The sequence below is a fragment of the Pseudarthrobacter sp. LMD1-1-1.1 genome (assembly GCF_040676255.1).
Classification (GTDB): Bacteria; Actinomycetota; Actinomycetes; order Actinomycetales; family Micrococcaceae; genus Arthrobacter.
In genome coordinates this window covers 115056-132381 of the sequence record NZ_JBEGHP010000024.1, presented here as the reverse complement: position 1 = coordinate 132381, position 17326 = coordinate 115056, and the positions used below count along the sequence as shown (strand labels likewise).

The following is a 17326-nucleotide window of genomic DNA, read 5'->3' as shown; positions in this document are numbered from 1 at the left end:
ACTATGACCATCGGATCAGGATCAGGAACAGTAGCGGGCAACGGACGGACAGCGCTGGTGGTAGGGGCCACCGGCATCGCAGGGTCCGCACTGGTGGATACCCTGGTGGGCGAAGGCTGGACAGTCCTGGCCTTGTCCCGCCGGCCCGGTCCCGGACGCGCCGGCGTCCGGTGGCTCTCCGCGGACCTGACCTCCGCCGAATCCCTTGCTGCTGTGCTGGGTCCGGAGAACCCCTCGCATGTCTTTTTCACCGCATGGTCGCGCCGTGCCACCGAGGAAGAGAACATCGCCGTCAACGCGGGCATGGTTCGTGATCTCCTCTCAGCACTGCAGGGCAAGGACGTGGCCCACGTTGCCCTCATGACCGGACTCAAGCATTACCTGGGACCGTTCGAGGCATACGCCGCCGGAGAAATGCCGGACACCCCCTTCCACGAGGAGGAACCGCGCCTTCCGGTGCCGAACTTCTATTACGCCCAGGAGGACGAGCTCTGGGCGGCCGCGGCCCGGCAGGGGTTCACCTGGTCCGTCCACCGCGCCCACACGGTAATCGGGCATGCGGTGGGCAACGCCATGAATATGGGACTCACACTCGCTGCGCAGGCCACCCTGTGCCGGGACAGCGGGCAGCCGTTCATCTTCCCGGGGTCGGAAACGCAGTGGAACGGGCTCACGGACATGACGGATGCCGGCCTGCTCGCCGAGCACATGCTCTGGGCTTCAACCACCCCCGCGGCCGCTGACGAGGCCTTTAACATCGTCAACGGCGACGTGTTCCGCTGGCGCTGGATGTGGCCGAAACTCGCCGCCTACTTCGGCCTGGAGTGGGAGGGATACCAGGCGGAGCCCCGTCCCCTTGAGCAGTCCATGGCGGGCCGGGAGGAGCAGTGGCGGCGGATGGCCGCGGAACACAACCTCAGCGAACCGGACCTGGACCGGGTGGCGAGCTGGTGGCATACGGACGGAGACCTGGGGCGCGGCATCGAGGTGGTGACGGACATGGGGAAGAGCCGTGACGCCGGCTTTACCGGGTACCGGCGGACGCTGGACGCCTTTACGTCGCTGTTTGACCGCTACCGCGCCGAGAAGCTGATTCCCTGATGACACGGTCGCGGCCGGCGAACAACCCGGTCACTGCCAGGATGGCCATGGCACCGGCGGTGCCGAGCAGTGGAAGCGTCCAGTCCCCGCTGGCATCCCGGAGTGCACCGAAGGCCACCGGGCCCACCGCAGCCAGCCCGTAGCCCACGGACTGTGCCATGCCGGACAGGGATGCTGCCTGCGGGTGGTTCACCGTCCGGAGGCTGAACAGCGACAGGGCAATGACAATGAGGCTTCCGCATCCGACGGCGCCCAGCAGGACCCACAGGAGCATGAGGTCCGGCGCGAGTGCCAGGCCCAGGAAGGTCACGAACACCAACGCCCCGCTGGCGAAGGACACCAACCGCTGGTCGGGTCCCCGGTGCAGGACCGCGCCCGTCCCCAGGCTGGCGAACACGCTGATCAGCAGGAAGGCGGACAGGTGTACGCCGGCAGTGGTGGCGGGGATCCCGCGGCTTTGCTCGATGGTGGGCAGCCAGGCCATCAGGACGTAGAAGGCGATCGATTGCAGCCCCATGAACGCCGTCACCTGCCAGCCCAGCGCCGAGCCCCAGGGCGATCGGTGTGCCCGTTCCTGCGGTGCGGTGTGCACGGCGCTTGTTCCGTGCCGGCGCAGCCAGGGGAGCAGCACGGCCATGGCGATGAGGGCAAGCCCCACCCAGGCGCCGAGGGCGAGCCGCCATTCTGCCGGTGAGGTTTGGGCCACGGGAACGACGACGGCGGCCCCCACCGCTGCGAACGCGGCCTGGGCAGCGGTATAGCTGCCGGTGACCTGGCTGACCCGCAACGGAAAGTCCCGCTTGACGAGGGAGGGGACCAGGACGTTGAGGAACGCTATGGCCACGCCGATCAGGACCGTCCCGGCCCAGATGAAGCCGGGCACAGGCAGGGAGCGGAGCACGATGCCCGAGGCAAGGATCAGCAGTGACATCCACAGTGCCCGGTTCAGGCCCAACCGGGCAGCAAAGCCGGGCGCAAGGGGCGAGAAGGCAGCGAACGCGATGAGCGGGAGGCCGGTGAGGAATCCCGCTGCGGCACTGGACAATCCCAGGTCGCTGCTGATGTTGACCAGGACCGGTCCGACGCTGACAAAAGACACCCGAAGGTTGACTGCGATGAGCCGGACGCCGATGAAGGCGACTCCGAACCTGGCCGTATGCTGGGAGGGGTTCCGTGTGCCGGCAAACATCGTTGTTTCTTCCATCCTTCGGTGGGGCGGCGCGTTCTTGGCGCCCATCCAGTTCTCTCACACCCATGTACCCACCGGCCCGGCTGGATCCCCGGCGAGTCCCCCGAATACGCCGTGGGAGAACCTGCAAAGTTCTGGCTTGATGGCCCGGTCAAGTCCCAGCTGCTGGACGTAAACTGACGCTCGCACCACGTTTGTGGACATTCCGTCAGGTTTGGAGCCGCCTTGCTCTGGAAGTTGCTTGTCGAATACCTGCGGCCGCACCGGCCGCTGCTGGTCGCCGTCGTGGTTTTCCAGCTGGCGCAGTCCATTGCGTCCCTGTACCTGCCCACCCTGAATGCGGACATCATCGACCAGGGCGTGGCCCGGGGCGATACCGGCTACATCCTGTCCACCGGCAGCTTCATGCTGCTGATCACCCTGGCGCAGATCGTGTGCGCCGTGGTGGCCGTGTACTTCGGTGCCAAGGCGGCGATGGGCCTGGGCCGGGACCTGCGCGGCGCCATCTTTGAACGCGTGGGCGAGTTCTCCGAACAGGAAGTCACCCGCTTCGGCGCACCCAGCCTGATCACCCGGTCCACCAACGACGTCCAGCAGGTCCAGCAACTGGTGCTCATGTCCGCGACGCTCATGGTGGCAGCCCCGATGCTGAGCATCGGCGGGGTGATCATGGCCATCAGGCAGGACGCCCAGCTGTCCTGGCTCATCGCCGTGTGCGTCCCGGTGCTGCTGATCGCCGTCGGACTCATTGTCACCCGGATGGTGCCGCTGTTCCGCAAGATGCAGGCCCGGATTGATACCGTGAACCGCGTGCTGCGGGAGCAGCTGACGGGCATCCGCGTGGTGCGCGCCTTCGTGCGGGAGGACATGGAGACGGAACGGTTCGCGGGCGCCAACACGGACGTTACCGATGTTGCGCTCCGTGCCGGCCGCCTGATGGCCCTGATGTTCCCCACCGTCATGCTGATCCTGAACGTTTCCAGCGTGGCCGTGATCTGGTTCGGCGCGTTCCGGATCGAGGACGGGTCCATGCAGGTGGGAACCCTGATCGCGTTCCTGAGCTACCTGATGCAGATCCTGATGTCCGTCATGATGGCCACGTTCATGGCGGTGATGATCCCGCGGGCGTCGGTATCGGCGGACCGGATCGGCGAGGTGCTGGGCACCAGTTCCAGCGTCCTGCCGCCGAAGCAGCCGGTCACCAGCGCGGTCCGGCGCGGTGAGCTGGAAATGCGCGACGTCGGATTCGCGTACCCGGGTGCGGACCAGCCCGTCCTGTCCGGGATCAGCTTCACCGCCCGCGCGGGGCAGACCACGGCGATCATCGGCAGCACCGGCTCCGGCAAGACCACCCTGGTGAACCTGATGCCGCGGCTCTTCGACGTCACCTCGGGGGCGGTACTGATGGACGGCGTGGACATCCGCGACCTGGACCCGGACCTGCTGTGGGGGCACATCGGCCTGGTGCCGCAGCGGCCCTACCTGTTCTCCGGCACCGTTCGCAGCAACCTGCTGTACGGCAACCCGGATGCCACCGAGGATGAGCTGTGGAGCGCGCTGGAGATTGCGCAGGCCCGGGATTTCGTGGAGCAGATGGAGGAGGGGCTGGACGCGCCGATCTCCCAGGGCGGCACCAACGTCTCCGGCGGGCAGCGGCAGCGGCTGGCCATTGCCCGGGCTCTGGTGAAGCGGCCCGAGCTCTACATTTTTGACGATTCGTTCTCCTCGCTGGACACCGGCACTGACGCCCGGCTGCGCCAGGCACTCAAGCGCAACATTGCGGGGGCCACCATGGTGATCATCGCCCAGCGGGTGTCCAGCATCGTGGATGCGGACCAGATCCTGGTGCTCGACGACGGCAGGATCGTTGCGCAGGGCACGCACCACGAGTTGCTGGAGACGTCGGAGACGTACCGCGAGATTGTGTCGTCCCAGCTGGCAGCGGAGGAGACGGTATGAGCCACGGTCCCACTCCCGCACGCGGCACCAAAGCCGCGCCCGCATCCGCAGGCGGCCAGGCCGACGTCGTGCGCATCCCAAGGCCGCGCGGCGGCCCCGGGCATGGCGGACCCTTTGCCGGGATGAACGTCCCGGCGGAGAAGGCCATGAACTTCAGCGGCTCCGCCAAGCGCCTGCTGGGCACGCTGCGGCCGGAGCGGTTCTGGCTGATGCTGGTGCTGGCCATGGCTGTGGCGGGCGTGGTGCTGCAGGTGATTGGGCCGCGGCTGCTGGGCGAGGGCACCAACCTGATTTTTTCCGGCGTGGTGTCCAAACAGCTGCCGCCGGGGATGACGCAGGCGCAGTGGATTGCGATGCTGCGGGCATCGGGGGAGAACCAGAAGGCGGACATGCTCAGCGCCATGACGCTGACGCCGGGCGCGGGAATCGACTTCTCTGCGCTTGCCAGTGTGCTGACGTGGGCGCTGGTGCTGTACGTGCTGGGCTCGGCATTCATGTGGGGGCAGGCGTATGTGCTCAACGGCGTGGTGCAGCGGACCGTGTTCGGGCTGCGCGAGCAGATTGAGGCGAAGATCAACCGGCTGCCGCTGCGGTACTTCGATTCAATCCAGCGCGGTGAGCTGCTCAGCCGGGTGACCAACGATGTGGACAATATTTCGCAGAGCCTGCAGCAGTCCATCAGCCAGGCCGTGACGTCCGTGCTGACGGTGCTGGGCGTGCTGGTGATGATGTTCATCCTGTCGCCCACGCTGGCGCTGATCGCGCTGGTGACCATTCCGCTGACGCTGGGGATCACCACACTGATCGCCAAGCGCTCGCAGAAGCTGTTCGTGCAGCAGTGGAAGAACACCGGCGAGCTGAACGGGCAGATCGAGGAGACCTACACCGGGCACGCACTCGTGAAGGTGTTCGGCCGGCAGCGCGAGGTGGGGGAGCGGTTCCGGCAGAAGAACGCGGAGCTGTATGAGGCGAGCTTCGGGGCGCAGTTCATTTCCGGGCTGATCATGCCGGCCATGACGTTCATCGGGAACCTGGTGTACGTGGGCATCGCCGTGGTGGGTGGCCTGCAGGTGGCCTCCGGTGCGATGCAGCTGGGCGATGTGCAGGCTTTCATCCAGTACTCGCGGCAGTTCACCCAGCCGCTGGCGCAGTTGGGGTCCATGGCGAACCTGCTGCAGTCCGGGGTGGCCTCTGCCGAGCGGGTGTTCGAGTTGCTGGATACGGAGGAACAGTCGGCTGATCCTGTTGGGGCTTCGCTGCAGAGCCCGGACGGTGCTGCCCGGGGGCGGCTGGTGTTTGAGGATGTGTCCTTCTCGTATTCGCCGGACAAGCCGCTGATCAGTGGGCTGTCCTTGGTGGCAGAGCCGGGGCAGACGGTGGCGATTGTTGGGCCGACCGGGGCGGGCAAGACCACGCTGGTGAACCTGATGATGCGGTTCTACGAGCTCGACGGCGGCCGGATCACTTTGGACGGTGTGGACATCACCACCATGAGCCGGCACGACCTGCGCTCGCGGATGGGGATGGTGCTGCAGGATACGTGGTTGTTCGGCGGGACCATTCGGGACAACATTGCGTACGGGCGGCCTGCTGCGTCTTCCTCGGAGGTGCTTGAGGCGGCGCGGGCGACGTACGTGGACCGGTTCGTAAAGTCCTTGCCCGAGGGGTACGACACCATGCTGGACGACGAAGGGTCCAACGTCTCCGCGGGTGAGAAGCAGCTGCTGACGATTGCGCGGGCGTTCCTGGCTTCGCCTTCTGTGCTGATCCTGGATGAGGCGACGTCCTCCGTGGACACCCGGACCGAGGTGCTGGTTCAGAAGGCGATGAGCGCGCTGCGGTCCGACCGGACGTCCTTTGTGATTGCGCACCGCCTGTCCACCATCCGCGATGCCGACCTCATCCTGGTGATGGAGAACGGGCAGATCGTGGAGCAGGGGACACACGCGTCACTCCTCGCTGCCGGCGGGGCTTATGCACGGTTGTACGAGGCGCAGTTCGCGGCGCCTGTGGCGGAGGTCTAAGGGCAGCGGCGTCGTAGCGGACGTTTTTCTGCCTTGCGAACACGGACACGTGCGTATCAAGCAGGTCCTCCATATGGCACATGCACTGAGCGCTTCCCAAACGTTGCGGCTAGACCAGCTCTTGAAGCGGGTGCCACTTTGATGGACGTTATTCGACGCTATATCTGGCACCATTGAATCGTCGTCGCAAGGGAATGCGTACCCAGTGCCAATATGCTCATAAGTAGCTTTTTACCGTTGCACGCAGTGCTTCCGTGTGCTCATAAATCTCCTCGAGTGAGTTGATAGGGACCCGAGTCTCTTCTTTGTTGTCGTCAAAGATGCCGATGTACTTCTGCGTGCGGTTGAAGTGCAGCCGCGCAATAGGCTTGCGGTTGTTGTCGTCGAGCAGAACGGCAAAGTAGGACTTCGCATCGCGCTGGGCCACGCGTGCAGGTTTGACGTCGCTGCAGACAATTGCGCGCACGATCTGGTAGCCCTCGATTTCCTCAAGCGTCGTTTCCAGGCCGTCAGCCTCGGCAAGATCCGCCTCCGCGACTGGTGCGCTGGTGACGGCTGTCGGCACGGTGGTGTCCTCGGTCTGCGGGAAACCCGGGTTGCCAAGGGCCTTCTTCAACCGTTCGTTGACTTGGTCATTGAGGAATTGCTTCGTGGCCTTCCCCACCAGTGTGGTGAACTGCTCCCGGACCTTCTGCGTGTACGGTCCGGAATAGACCCTTGCTGTCAGGAACTTGACCCAGTCATCTTCAGGCTCTTTGAACTGTGCAGCGAGTGTTCGCTTCAGTTCGCCGATGTACTTCAGTTCACCGGCGGCACTGATGATCGAATCCAGGTCGAAGACATCCTTGGACAGTTTTTGCAGTTCGGGGATCAGTGACTGATCGATATCGTTCAGATCCAACAGGAGAAACGGCTTAGCATCCATACGATTTGGTGCGTCCAGATCGGTGAAGAACTGGTAGACCTCGCCATTAGTCAGGATTGCGATGCGCGCGTTTGTCACTGCGAAGTACCGAAAAAGCTGTGAGGCATGCTCAATTTTTACGGGCTCAGTAGACTTCTTGCACTCGATCAGAATTTGGACTTCGCCGTCCTTCACGATGGCGTAGTCGATCTTCTCGCCCTTCTTCAGCCCCACATCGGCAATGAACTCTGGGACAACCTCCAGCGGATTGAATACGTCATAGCCCAGAATCGTCGAAATGAACGGCATCACGAACGCGTTCTTCGTTGCCTCTTCCGTTTGAATCACGTCGCGCTGCTGGCGCACCTTTGCTGCAAGCGCTGAAAGCTTTTCCGCAAATTCCATGTCCTACCCCCAGTAAGGCCTCTACCCGGATACAGCCTCGTGTCCGGTGGCAATTTCAAGCTGATGAAGCAAAAACCTACATCCGATCGGCGACATTTACACGCAACCGACTGATGCTGCCGTCATGTTGCATTTTTCCTCAACGACTAACTGACCATGGGGGCATTGAAGTTCCCCATACCGAAACGGGCATATGGTGCGTGGCTGTTAGCCTCGCGCCGTCGTTTGCAGGTGGCACAGCCAGGGAGTTCGTCAGTTCTTGAGCCCGGGCCACCGAAGGCGCCCTGCTCAAAATGTCAGACCCCCGTGACAGTCTTTGGTTATGGAAACCGGAGCGGTTGTGGATGCGAAAGGCACGGCCGGACTCGCCGGTGCCGTCGCATCCCTGACCGGGCTGGTGGACGAACTAACAGGAGTCCTGAGCGGTTCTTCGGATGCTGCGGATAATGCTCACGGCGTCGACAGTCATGATCCGCTTCGGGACGTTACCGCGTCCTGTCTGGACGGCCTGGGCATCGTGGCCCGAATCGAAGCTGCTACTGCAGCCGTGAAAGTGCGGCTGCTCGCAGAGTATTCGGGGACCGCAGCTGCCATGGAAGCGCCGGCGGAAAGCGCCTCTGAATCATCGGCGCGGGACATGAGTGTCGTCGCCGAAGTCGCCTGCGCGCTCACCATCGGCGAAGGAGCCGCATCCGCGCTGCTGCAGGACGCCCATGCGCTCACCACCTCTCTTCCGGCGACGCTCAACGCCATGGAGGCCGGCGCCGTCTCCTGGCGGCATGCCCAAATCATGGTCGACGAAACCAGCAGCCTGGACGCTGCAGCTGCAACAGCCTTGGAAGCTCACTTCCTGGACCCGGAGGCGCCTAACGCGGCCCGGGGCGCATCTGCCGGAGAGCTGGTCCCGGGCCGTTTCCGTCGGAAAGTCCGTGCCTGGCGGGAACGCCATCACCCCGAGTCCCTGACAATCAGGCATGTGAAGTCCGTTGCGGATCGGCGGATGGAGTACTCGCCGGGCCGGGACGGTATGGCCTGGGTTTCGCTTTACATGGCTGCGGACAAGGCCTGTGCTGTCTGGAACAGGACGTCTGCCCTGGCCCGCGGGTTGCAGGGACCTGAGGAGCCGAGAACCCTTACCCAGCTCAGGGCAGACCTGGCCGCAAAGTTGCTGCTCGGTGACACCGGGGACCTTGCCGGGCCTGGGCCGTCCCTCAAAGCTGACGTGCTGGTCACGGTACCGGTCTGTTCCCTCCTCGGTGCCACAGACGAGCCCGCAGACCTGGACAATTACGGACCCATCCCCGCATCGATGGCGCGAAAACTCGTCGCGGAAGGTGCCAACTCGTTCTACCGGGTTTTGGTGGACCCACGCGACGGAGCCCCGCTTGAACTTGGCCGGACCAGCTACCGGCTCCCGGAATCGCTAAAGCGGTGGTTGCGGATGCGGGATGGAAAGTGTACCTTTCCCGGCTGCAGCAACCACAGCCAGGACAATGAGGCGGACCACCTCACGGCCTGGGAGCGCGGAGGCAGCACCGGAATCAGCAACTTGGGACAGTTGTGCCCCAAACATCACCGGCTCAAGCACCGAACCGGCTGGAGGCCTGGTCCGGCTTCCAGGAATGAGCCGCCGGGCTGGACTTCTCCAAGTGGTCGTCAGTACAACGCAGAGCAGCCGGACCGGGCACCCACACTCTGGCCGCCGGGCTGCCTTCCGGAAGAGGCCAGCGTGCTGGAGGCATTGGTTGTGGATTATCTCGCGGTCTCCTAACCAGCGGTTAGTTGGGCTGCCCGCAGGACACACGCCCCAGCTCCACCACGGCTGCGGAACTCACGCCAGCCCCGATGTTGATGTTCCCCGCCGTTCACCACGATGCAACCAAGACGCCCTGAACCGTTTCGCCAGGCCAAGCAGTCTTTTCACGCACCCTCACGCCCGGAACACCCCATCACCGGGCGGACATCCCCGAGGTACCAGGAGTACTCCCGTGTTCGTGAAAAGCACCCTCGCCGCCGTCGCTGTCTTCGCCTCCCTGGCCGGGACAGCCGTAGCCCCCGCCCAGGCCGGGGCCGAGGCACCCAATCCGGCGCCCGTCGTCGTCGGCCAACCCCTCGCCGGCACCCATGCCCACAACGACTACGAGCATGACCGCCCCCTGTTCGACGCACTGGAGCACGGTTTCACCAGCGTCGAGGCGGACGTATGGCTGGTCGACGGTGAACTGCGCGTGGCCCACGACCTCGCTGACGCCAAACAGGGCGTCACGCTCGAGAGCCTCTACCTCGACCCACTCCAGGACCTGGTCCGCAGCCAGCCCGGCCACAGCGTCTACCCCAAGTGGGGCGGCAGCCTGCAGCTCCTGATCGACATCAAGAGCGAGGGCGAGGCCACCTACGCCGCCATCGAGCAGGAATTGGCCGAACACCGCGACATCATGAGCCGCTACACCAACGGCAACGTCAAGACCGGCCCGGTCACAGCCGTCATCAGCGGCAACCGCCCGCTGGCCACCATGCTGGCCCAGGACAAGCGCTTCAGCTTCTACGACGGCCGGTCCACCGACCTCGCCTCCGGCCTGCCCGCAGCCCTGATGCCGCTGGTCAGCGACAACTGGACCAAGCTCTTCACCTGGCAGGGCGTCGGCCCCATGCCGGAGGCCGAGCGCGCCAAGCTGCGCGCCTTCGTCGCCACCGCACACGCCAACGGCTACCGCGTCCGCTTCTGGGCCACCCCGGACCAGCCCGGTACCGCCCGCGACGCCGTCTGGACCGAACTCGCCGACGCCGGCGTGGACCACATCAACACCGACGACCTCGCCGGCCTCCAGCAGTTCCTCACCGCCCGCGGCGCCTGAGCCCCCACTCCAGCCCACAACAGAAGCAGGACCCCCATGCCTTCAAAGACTTTGACAATCACGACGGCGGCGCTCACCTTGGCATTCGGCCTCCTAGCGTCCCAGCCCGCCTTCGCCGAAACAGCCCAGGCGGACAGCACCAGCGACGGCAACCAGGCCTTCATCTTCGCCGCCATCGGCGACATCCCCTACGGCGCCGCCGAGATCGCCAAGTTTCCGTCCCACATCCAGGATCTCAACGCGGACAAGGAACTGAAGTTTGTAGCACACGTGGGCGATATAAAGAACGGTTCGTCCGTCTGCTCGGACGAGTATTTCTCCTACATCCGCACCCAGTTCGACACCTTCGCCCACCCGCTGGTCTACACGCCCGGCGACAACGAATGGGTGGACTGCCACCGCACCAACAACGGGGCCTACAACCCGCTGGAGCGCCTGGACAAGATCCGGGAGGTCTTCTTCAACCAGCCCGGCAAGACCCTGGGCGCCACCATGCCGGTGAAGTCGCAGGAGAACCTGGGCCTCCCGGAGGACGTCCGCTTCGAGAAGAACCGGGTGGCCTTCTCCGTGCTGAACGTCCAGGGCAGCAACAACTCCCTCCTGCCGTGGACCGGACTGGGCAAGACGGCCGCCACGCCCGAGCAGCTCGCCGAGGTGGGACACCGCACGGACGCGGTCATCGCCCAGATCCACCAGACCTTCGCCGAGGCCAGGCGCAGTAACGACCGCGCCGTGGTGCTCATGCAACAGGCCGACATGTTCGATCCGTCGCTCCTGGCCGACGCCACCGCAAACCCGGCGACCGTCTCCGGCTTCCGCGGGATCGTCCAGACCATCGTTGAGGAGACCAACAACTTCGACGCCCCGGTCTACCTGGTCAACGGCGACAGCCACGTCTTCGCCGCAAACCAGCCCCTCGCCGCGGGCTCACCCTGGCTGGACATCTACGGCTCACCCGCCGCGGACAACCTGCAGCGCGTCACGGTGGACGGCGCCAACAACGCAGTTGATTACGTCCGCTTCACGGTGGCCGGCAACAGCGCCAAAGGCGCCGACGTGCTGAGCTGGGAAAAGGTCCCCTTCAGCCAGTAGCAGCGCAGAAGAAGCGGACGACGGCGGGCGCCCACCCGTCGTCGTCCGCTTTCGTTTTAGGTCTGGACACGGGTAGTCGCCGGATTTATCGTGCAAAGGTGGCGGCTGCCCGACTGGCAGGATGGCCCATGCTGCCAGTCCGCCATTGCGGCCGTCCGTCATGAGGAGGAAGCAGATGGCACACGTTGAAGAGGTTGAAGAGACGGTGGAAGTCGCTGTTCCGGTGCGGACCGCGTACAACCAGTGGACCCAGTTCGAATCGTTTCCGCAGTTCATGTCCGGCGTCGAGTCGGTGACGCAGCTGACCGACACCACCAACCACTGGGTTACCAAAGTGGGCGGCGTCCAAAGGGAGTTCGACACCGAAATCGTTGACCAGGCGCCCGATGACCGGATCGCCTGGCGCAGCACCGACGGCAAGTCGCATGCCGGCATCATCAGGTTCACGCCCCTGGGTGCCACCCACACCAAGGTCAAAGTCCATTTCGAATGGGCACCGGAAACCGCAACTGAAAAGGCCGGCGCCGCGCTGAAGATCGACAACATGCAGGTCAAGGCCGACATGCGGAAGTTCAAGGACTTCATCGAATCGCGCGGCAGCGAGACCGGCGGCTGGCGCGGCGAGGTTTAGGACAGCGGCACGGTCCTTCACGAACAAACAGGAGCGGACGACGGCGGGGGCCCACCCGCCGTCGACCGCTTTCCTTGTGTGGGACTACAGGCGGTGCTGCTGCCCGGACGTTTCACTCCCGTCCCAGCCGGACCGTCCTCTTCCAGTTGGTCCCGTACTTTTGCATGTGCACCCGGGTGCGGTCGGCGCGGAAAAAGTCACGGGCATACTCCACGGGCGCGCCCTGCACGTCCCAAGCGAGCCGCCGGATCTCCAGGAGGGCCGCCGCGGCTGGAACGCCGAGGACGTCCGCCTGCTCGGCGGAGGCGGGAACGGCTTCCACTGTTTCGTCGGCGCGGTCCAGCTCGAGCCCGTACTCCGAGGTCAGGAGGTGGTACAGCGAACCCTCCAGCGGATGGTTCAGCAGGCCGGAGAACCGGGCGGCAGGCAGCACGGACAAATCCAGCGACCAAGACAGGCCGTCCACAAGCCGTAATCTTTGGATGCGCAGCACCGCGTCTCCGCCGTCCAGGCGCAGGTTGCGCCGCTCGTCCGGCTGCGGGAGCCCCATCTCTGCGCGCAGGACGTGGGTGGCGATGGCCCGCCCCTGGTGGAGGACCATTTGGGGAACCCCCTCCACCGTGTTCAGGTGGCGCTGGATGCGTCCGTCATTGAAGAACACGCCCCCGGATCGGCCCAGCACACGGCGGACCGTGCCCTCCGCCTCCATCCGCTCAATCGCCTGCCGCAGCACCGCCCGGCCAATCCCCAGCCGTTCGGCCAACGCCCGTTCGCTCCCCATCAGCTCGCCCGGGTTGAACCTCTCCATCCTGGCGTACCGGGTGAGAGCGGCATGGGCGGCGTCTGCCGGAGTCGATGCCGAGGGCTGCCCGTCCGTTCCTTTTGCCCCGTCTGTTCCTGTTGCCATGGATCAAATGTACGGATTACGCGCCCAATGCTGTCAGTGAGTCATCCAGGGCACCCACGAGCCAATCGATATCGGACGCCTGGAAGGCCAGCGGCGGGCGCAGTTTCAGGACATTCCCGTGCGGGCCCGCCACCGAGGTCAGCACGCCGCGTTCGCGCAGCTGCTCCAGCACGGCGAGCGCGAGGTCACGATCCGGTTCCCGGGTGCCGCGGTCCTTCACGAGCTCGAAGCCGATGAACAGTCCTGCACCGCGGACATCGCCCACCGACCCGTGCGTGGCACTAAGACCGGACAGGGCGGAAAGCAGCGCCGCCCCAACACGCCGGCTATGCTCCTGCAGGCCTTCCGCGCGGATGGTGGAAAGCACTGCCTGCGCCGCTGCCATGGAGACGGGATTGCCGCCGAAGGTGTTGAAGTAGGGGATGGTGTCACTGAAGGTGGCCAGGACGTCGGCCTTGGCCACCAGCCCGGACACCGGAATTCCGTTGCCCATCGGCTTGCCCAGGGTGACAACGTCGGGGACGATCCCGTGGCGCTGGAATCCCCAAAACGCCTCGCCGGTACGGCCGAAACCGGGCTGGACCTCGTCGGCAATGATGATGCCGCCGGCGCGGTGGATGACGTCCGCAGCCTCGCGCAGGTACCCTGGGGGGCCCGGGAGGACGCCGTCGGAGGAGAAGATCGAGTCCGCGATGAAGCCGGCGAAGCGTATGCCGTTCGCCTCCATGTCCGCGATGGCCGCGCGGATCCGGTTGGCGAACCAAGTGCCCAGCCCGGCGCCGTCGGGGCCTGCTTCGGCGCCGAACCTGTAGGCATCTGGCGCGTCCACCAGGCGGGCGGTAGGTGCCAGCGGCTGTCCGGTGCCCAATGCCGGCGATACCCCGGAGGTCAGTTCACTGGTGCCGTGGTACGCCTCCCTGGTGGCAATGATGCCTTCGCCTCCGCTGTATGCCTTGGCCACCCGGATGGCGAGGTCGTTCGCTTCGGAGCCCGTGCACATGTACATGGCCTTGTTCAGCCCGTCCGGCATGGTGGACAGGAGGTCGTCCGTGTAGTTCAGGATGTTCTCGTGCAAGTACCGGGTGTGCGTATTCAGCTGCTGCATCTGGGCCGTCACCGCCGCGGTAACAGCAGGATGGCAATGACCCAGGCTGGCCACATTGTTGTACGCGTCCAGGTATTTCCGCCCGGCAGCGTCCCACAGGTACTGTCCTTCGCCGCGGACCAGGTGGACCGGGTTCCGGTAGAAGAGCCGGTAGGAGGCTCCCAGCACGGTGTCGCGGCGCTCGGTCAGCCGGCGGGTTTCAGGGTCCAATCCATCGGCATGCTCTGCGCGAAAGCTGTTGGTGTCCATGATGGTGGAACGGATGACCATGGTGGGTTCCTTGCTGTTTGTGGCGTTTCGACGATGTCCGGACGGGCCCAACCCTCGGATCACTTTCGGTACTTCAAGTATGTTTGGGCGCGCTTGGCCTGATCGGCCCGGACGTGAATCCGGCGTTACGAAAAGGCCGCCAAATTTGAACGGTTTGTTTCCGTGTCGCGGGTTTGTTTCGGGACCGTAAATTCCTCCGGGCGGAGGCGGCCTGCGGCGGGCTCACATGCCATACTCGCTACCGGACCCCAACCCTCCTCGCCCTCCGAGGAGCATCCATGAACACCATGACAGATACTTCCCCGCTCGCCGTCTTCAATAATCTTCGACGCGGGGAGCCGGCACCTGAGTGGATTGCCGGTGAAGTTACTTCAGCCTGGGGCCTGGATCCCCAGCGCACCGTCATCACCCTGATTGCCGTATCCGAGAACGCCACCTTCCGGATAACAGTCGACGGCGTCCCCGTCTCCGTTCTGCGGGTACACCGCCCCGGGCATGTGGGGGATGCCCGCCAGATCGCCGGTGAGCTGACCTGGGTCCGGCGCCTTGCCGAAGAAGCGGAAGTGCGGGTGCCCGACGTCGTTCCTACCGCCGACGGCCAGCTCCTGCATACCTTCACGGACGGGGGCGGCTCCCAATGGCACTGTGTCGCGTTTGCCTTCGTTCCGGGGGACATCCTGGAGGACTTCGCCGACCCGAGGCCCTATTACGCGGAAATCGGCGCCACCACAGCCCGTCTGCACCAGCAGGTGAAGCGCTGGCAGTTGCCGGATGGATTCACCCGCTTTTCCTGGCAGCTGACAGACATGCTGGGCGCGTCCAGCAGATGGGGTGACTGGCGGGGTGCCCACCTCACCCCTGAACAAGCCTCACTTCTGGCGCAGGCAGAATTCGCCGCAGTTGCGGCGCTCGACGGTCTTCCGGTGTCAGGTGACGCCTGGGGCCTGGTGCACGCCGACCTGAGGCCCTCCAACATCATGATCCACGGCGGCGCGCTCACCGTGATCGACTTCGACGATTGCGGCTTCTCCTGGCTGCTCTACGACTTCGCCTCGGCACTGTCCTTCATCGAACACGAGGCCTATGCGCCGGACATCGCCAAGAGCTGGGTTGAGGGGTACCGCACCGTCCGCAGCCTCTCGGAGTCCGACCTGAAGCACGCCGCGGCGCTCAGCATGATCCGCCGCCTGACGATGCTCGGCTGGACCACCACCCACCGCTCCGATGCATTGCCTGCGGACCTGTGGGCCGCCCAGATTCCCGGCACGGTGGCTGTCGCCGAGCGCTACCTCGCCTCGCCCACCTGGCTGTTCGACTGACCTGCCCAAGCCGTCCGTTTCGCGCCATTTCCGGCTGCAGCCACCCTCTTCCTCTACTTTCCTGGAGACTCCCATGACTCAAACCCTTCCGGCCGCTGACCAGCGGGCCGTGGACAAGGCCTATTTTGAACAGCGGTCCCTCAGGCGGGGCGCCGCAGGCTGGCTGCTCCTTGCCGGCCTTGGCATTTCGTACGTGATTTCCGGCGATTTTTCGGGCTGGAACTTCGGCCTGGAGGCCGGGGGATGGGGCGGCCTGCTGATCGCCTTCGTCCTGATGGGCGTCATGTACGCCTGCATGGTCTTCGGTCTTGCCGAAATGTCCTCTGCGCTGCCCGTGGCCGGTGCCGGGTACGGCTTTGCCCGCCGCGCGCTCGGCCGTTTGGGCGGATTCGCCACCGGGCTCGCCATCCTCATCGAGTATTCGATAGCGCCTGCGGCGATCGCTGTCTTCATCGGCGGCTATGTGGAAAGCCTGCGACTGTTCGGCATCACGGACGGCTGGCCGGTGTACCTCGTGTGCTTCGCGCTGTTCATCGGTATCCACCTGGTTGGCGTCGGCGAGGCGCTTAAGGCAATGTTCGCCATCACGGGAATCGCCGTGGTGGCGCTGATCGCCTTCGTCATCGGCATGGTGCCGCACTTTGATCCCGCAAAGCTGTTCGATATTCCGGTCACTGACTCCGCCGGTGCCAGCGCGTTCCTGCCCAATGGTGCCGGCGGCATCCTCGGCGCGCTGGTCTTCGCCATCTGGTTCTTCCTGGCTGTTGAGGGCGTGCCCCTGGCGGCCGAGGAGGCCGAAAATCCGCAGCGGGACATGCCCCGCGCCATCATCGTCGCAATGGCCGTACTGGCGTTCACCGGCCTGTCCGTCCTGGTTCTTGCTCCGGGCGGAGCCGGGGCGGCGGCGATGAGCACGTCCTCGAGCCCGCTCCCTGACGCCCTGCGCGCTGTCGGCAATGACGGCCTGGCCGTGTTCGTCAACTACGCAGGCCTCGCCGGACTCGTGGCCAGCTTCTTCTCCATCGTCTACGCCTACTCCCGCCAGCTCTTCGCACTGTCCCGCGCAGGCTACCTTCCCACCTGGCTCAGCCGCACCAGCTCACGAAAAACACCCACCTGGGCGCTGATCGTCCCCGGCGCCATCGGCTTCATCCTCGCGGCCGCCGTCGCCGACGGAGACAAACTCATCAACATCGCAGTGTTCGGCGCAGCCGTGTCCTACGTGCTGCTCAACCTCTCCCACATCGTGCTCCGCAGGCGTGAACCGGAGCTGCACCGCCCCTACCGGACCCCTGGCGGCACACTGACCACCGCCGTCGGACTCGTCCTCGCAGTCATCGCGGTCGTGGCCACCTTCGTCGTGGACGTCCAGGCCGCCGCGATCACTGCGGCAATATTCGTCATCGGCCTGCTCTACTTCGCCTTCTACAGCCGCCACCGCCTGGTGGCCGGTGCCCCGGAGGAGGAATTCGCCCGGCTTCGGGCGTCGGAGGCAGAGCTTCGGTGACCGGAGGCGGAAGCTGAATCGAGCGCTGCTTCAGGAGCGGACGACGGCGGGGGCCCAC

General features: G+C 65.1%; 13 protein-coding genes. 9 read left to right on the top strand and 4 right to left on the bottom strand.

What is annotated here, in order from left to right:
- Positions 1-3: 3 nt before the first annotated feature.
- Positions 4-1101, top strand: a complete 1098-nt coding sequence (locus tag MRBLMD1_RS17025) for an SDR family oxidoreductase (RefSeq protein ID WP_364401748.1) — start codon at positions 4-6, stop codon at positions 1099-1101.
- Here the strand turns inward: MRBLMD1_RS17025 and MRBLMD1_RS17020 are convergent.
- Positions 1055-2290 carry an MFS transporter gene (locus tag MRBLMD1_RS17020; RefSeq protein ID WP_364401745.1) on the bottom strand — a complete coding sequence of 412 codons (1236 nt, stop codon included), beginning with the start codon at positions 2288-2290 and terminating at the stop codon, positions 1055-1057. The two genes, MRBLMD1_RS17025 and MRBLMD1_RS17020, sit on opposite strands and share 47 nt — an antisense overlap.
- Positions 2291-2515: 225 nt before the next feature.
- Between MRBLMD1_RS17020 and MRBLMD1_RS17015 the strand changes: the two genes are divergently transcribed.
- Entirely contained in the window at positions 2516-4249 is a 1734-nt protein-coding gene (locus MRBLMD1_RS17015; RefSeq protein ID WP_364401742.1) for an ABC transporter ATP-binding protein, read from the top strand.
- Entirely contained in the window at positions 4246-6273 is a 2028-nt protein-coding gene (locus tag MRBLMD1_RS17010; RefSeq protein WP_364401740.1) for an ABC transporter ATP-binding protein, read from the top strand. The genes MRBLMD1_RS17015 and MRBLMD1_RS17010 overlap by 4 nt, the downstream gene beginning before the upstream one ends.
- Positions 6274-6490: 217 nt before the next feature.
- Here MRBLMD1_RS17010 and MRBLMD1_RS17005 read toward each other — a convergent pair whose 3' ends face one another.
- Positions 6491-7582, bottom strand: coding sequence for a type I restriction endonuclease (locus MRBLMD1_RS17005; RefSeq protein WP_364401737.1), 1092 nt, complete (start codon positions 7580-7582; stop codon positions 6491-6493).
- Between the two features lie 322 nt (positions 7583-7904).
- Here MRBLMD1_RS17005 and MRBLMD1_RS17000 point away from each other — a divergent pair, with 322 nt between their 5' ends.
- The 4 genes from MRBLMD1_RS17000 (at position 7905) to MRBLMD1_RS16985 (ending at position 12160) form a co-directional block, all read left to right on the top strand.
- The gene (locus tag MRBLMD1_RS17000) at positions 7905-9353 is read left to right on the top strand and encodes an HNH endonuclease signature motif containing protein (protein WP_159630435.1); all 1449 of its coding nucleotides are present in this window, start codon (positions 7905-7907) and stop codon (positions 9351-9353) included.
- Between the two features lie 217 nt (positions 9354-9570).
- On the top strand, positions 9571-10437 hold the full coding sequence (locus tag MRBLMD1_RS16995) for a phosphatidylinositol-specific phospholipase C/glycerophosphodiester phosphodiesterase family protein (protein ID WP_159630437.1): 867 nt from the start codon (positions 9571-9573) through the stop codon (positions 10435-10437).
- Between the two features lie 36 nt (positions 10438-10473).
- Complete coding sequence (locus MRBLMD1_RS16990) at positions 10474-11529, top strand: hypothetical protein (RefSeq protein ID WP_364401733.1); 1056 nt, start codon at positions 10474-10476, stop codon at positions 11527-11529.
- Positions 11530-11704: 175 nt separating this feature from the next.
- The gene (locus MRBLMD1_RS16985; RefSeq protein ID WP_364401730.1) at positions 11705-12160 is read left to right on the top strand and encodes an SRPBCC family protein; all 456 of its coding nucleotides are present in this window, start codon (positions 11705-11707) and stop codon (positions 12158-12160) included.
- 112 nt (positions 12161-12272) lie between these two features.
- On the opposite strand, the gene MRBLMD1_RS16980 is transcribed toward MRBLMD1_RS16985, so the two are convergent.
- Positions 12273-13067 carry a GntR family transcriptional regulator gene (locus MRBLMD1_RS16980; RefSeq protein ID WP_159630443.1) on the bottom strand — a complete coding sequence of 265 codons (795 nt, stop codon included), beginning with the start codon at positions 13065-13067 and terminating at the stop codon, positions 12273-12275.
- Between the two features lie 16 nt (positions 13068-13083).
- Positions 13084-14442 carry an aspartate aminotransferase family protein gene (locus MRBLMD1_RS16975; protein ID WP_224023125.1) on the bottom strand — a complete coding sequence of 453 codons (1359 nt, stop codon included), beginning with the start codon at positions 14440-14442 and terminating at the stop codon, positions 13084-13086.
- Positions 14443-14720: 278 nt separating this feature from the next.
- On the opposite strand from MRBLMD1_RS16975, the gene MRBLMD1_RS16970 reads away from it, so the two are divergent.
- The gene (locus MRBLMD1_RS16970) at positions 14721-15761 is read left to right on the top strand and encodes a phosphotransferase enzyme family protein (RefSeq protein WP_364401725.1); all 1041 of its coding nucleotides are present in this window, start codon (positions 14721-14723) and stop codon (positions 15759-15761) included.
- A 73-nt stretch (positions 15762-15834) separates the two neighbouring features.
- Entirely contained in the window at positions 15835-17268 is a 1434-nt protein-coding gene (gene eat, locus MRBLMD1_RS16965) for an ethanolamine permease (RefSeq protein WP_364401722.1), read from the top strand.
- Positions 17269-17326 lie beyond the last annotated feature (58 nt).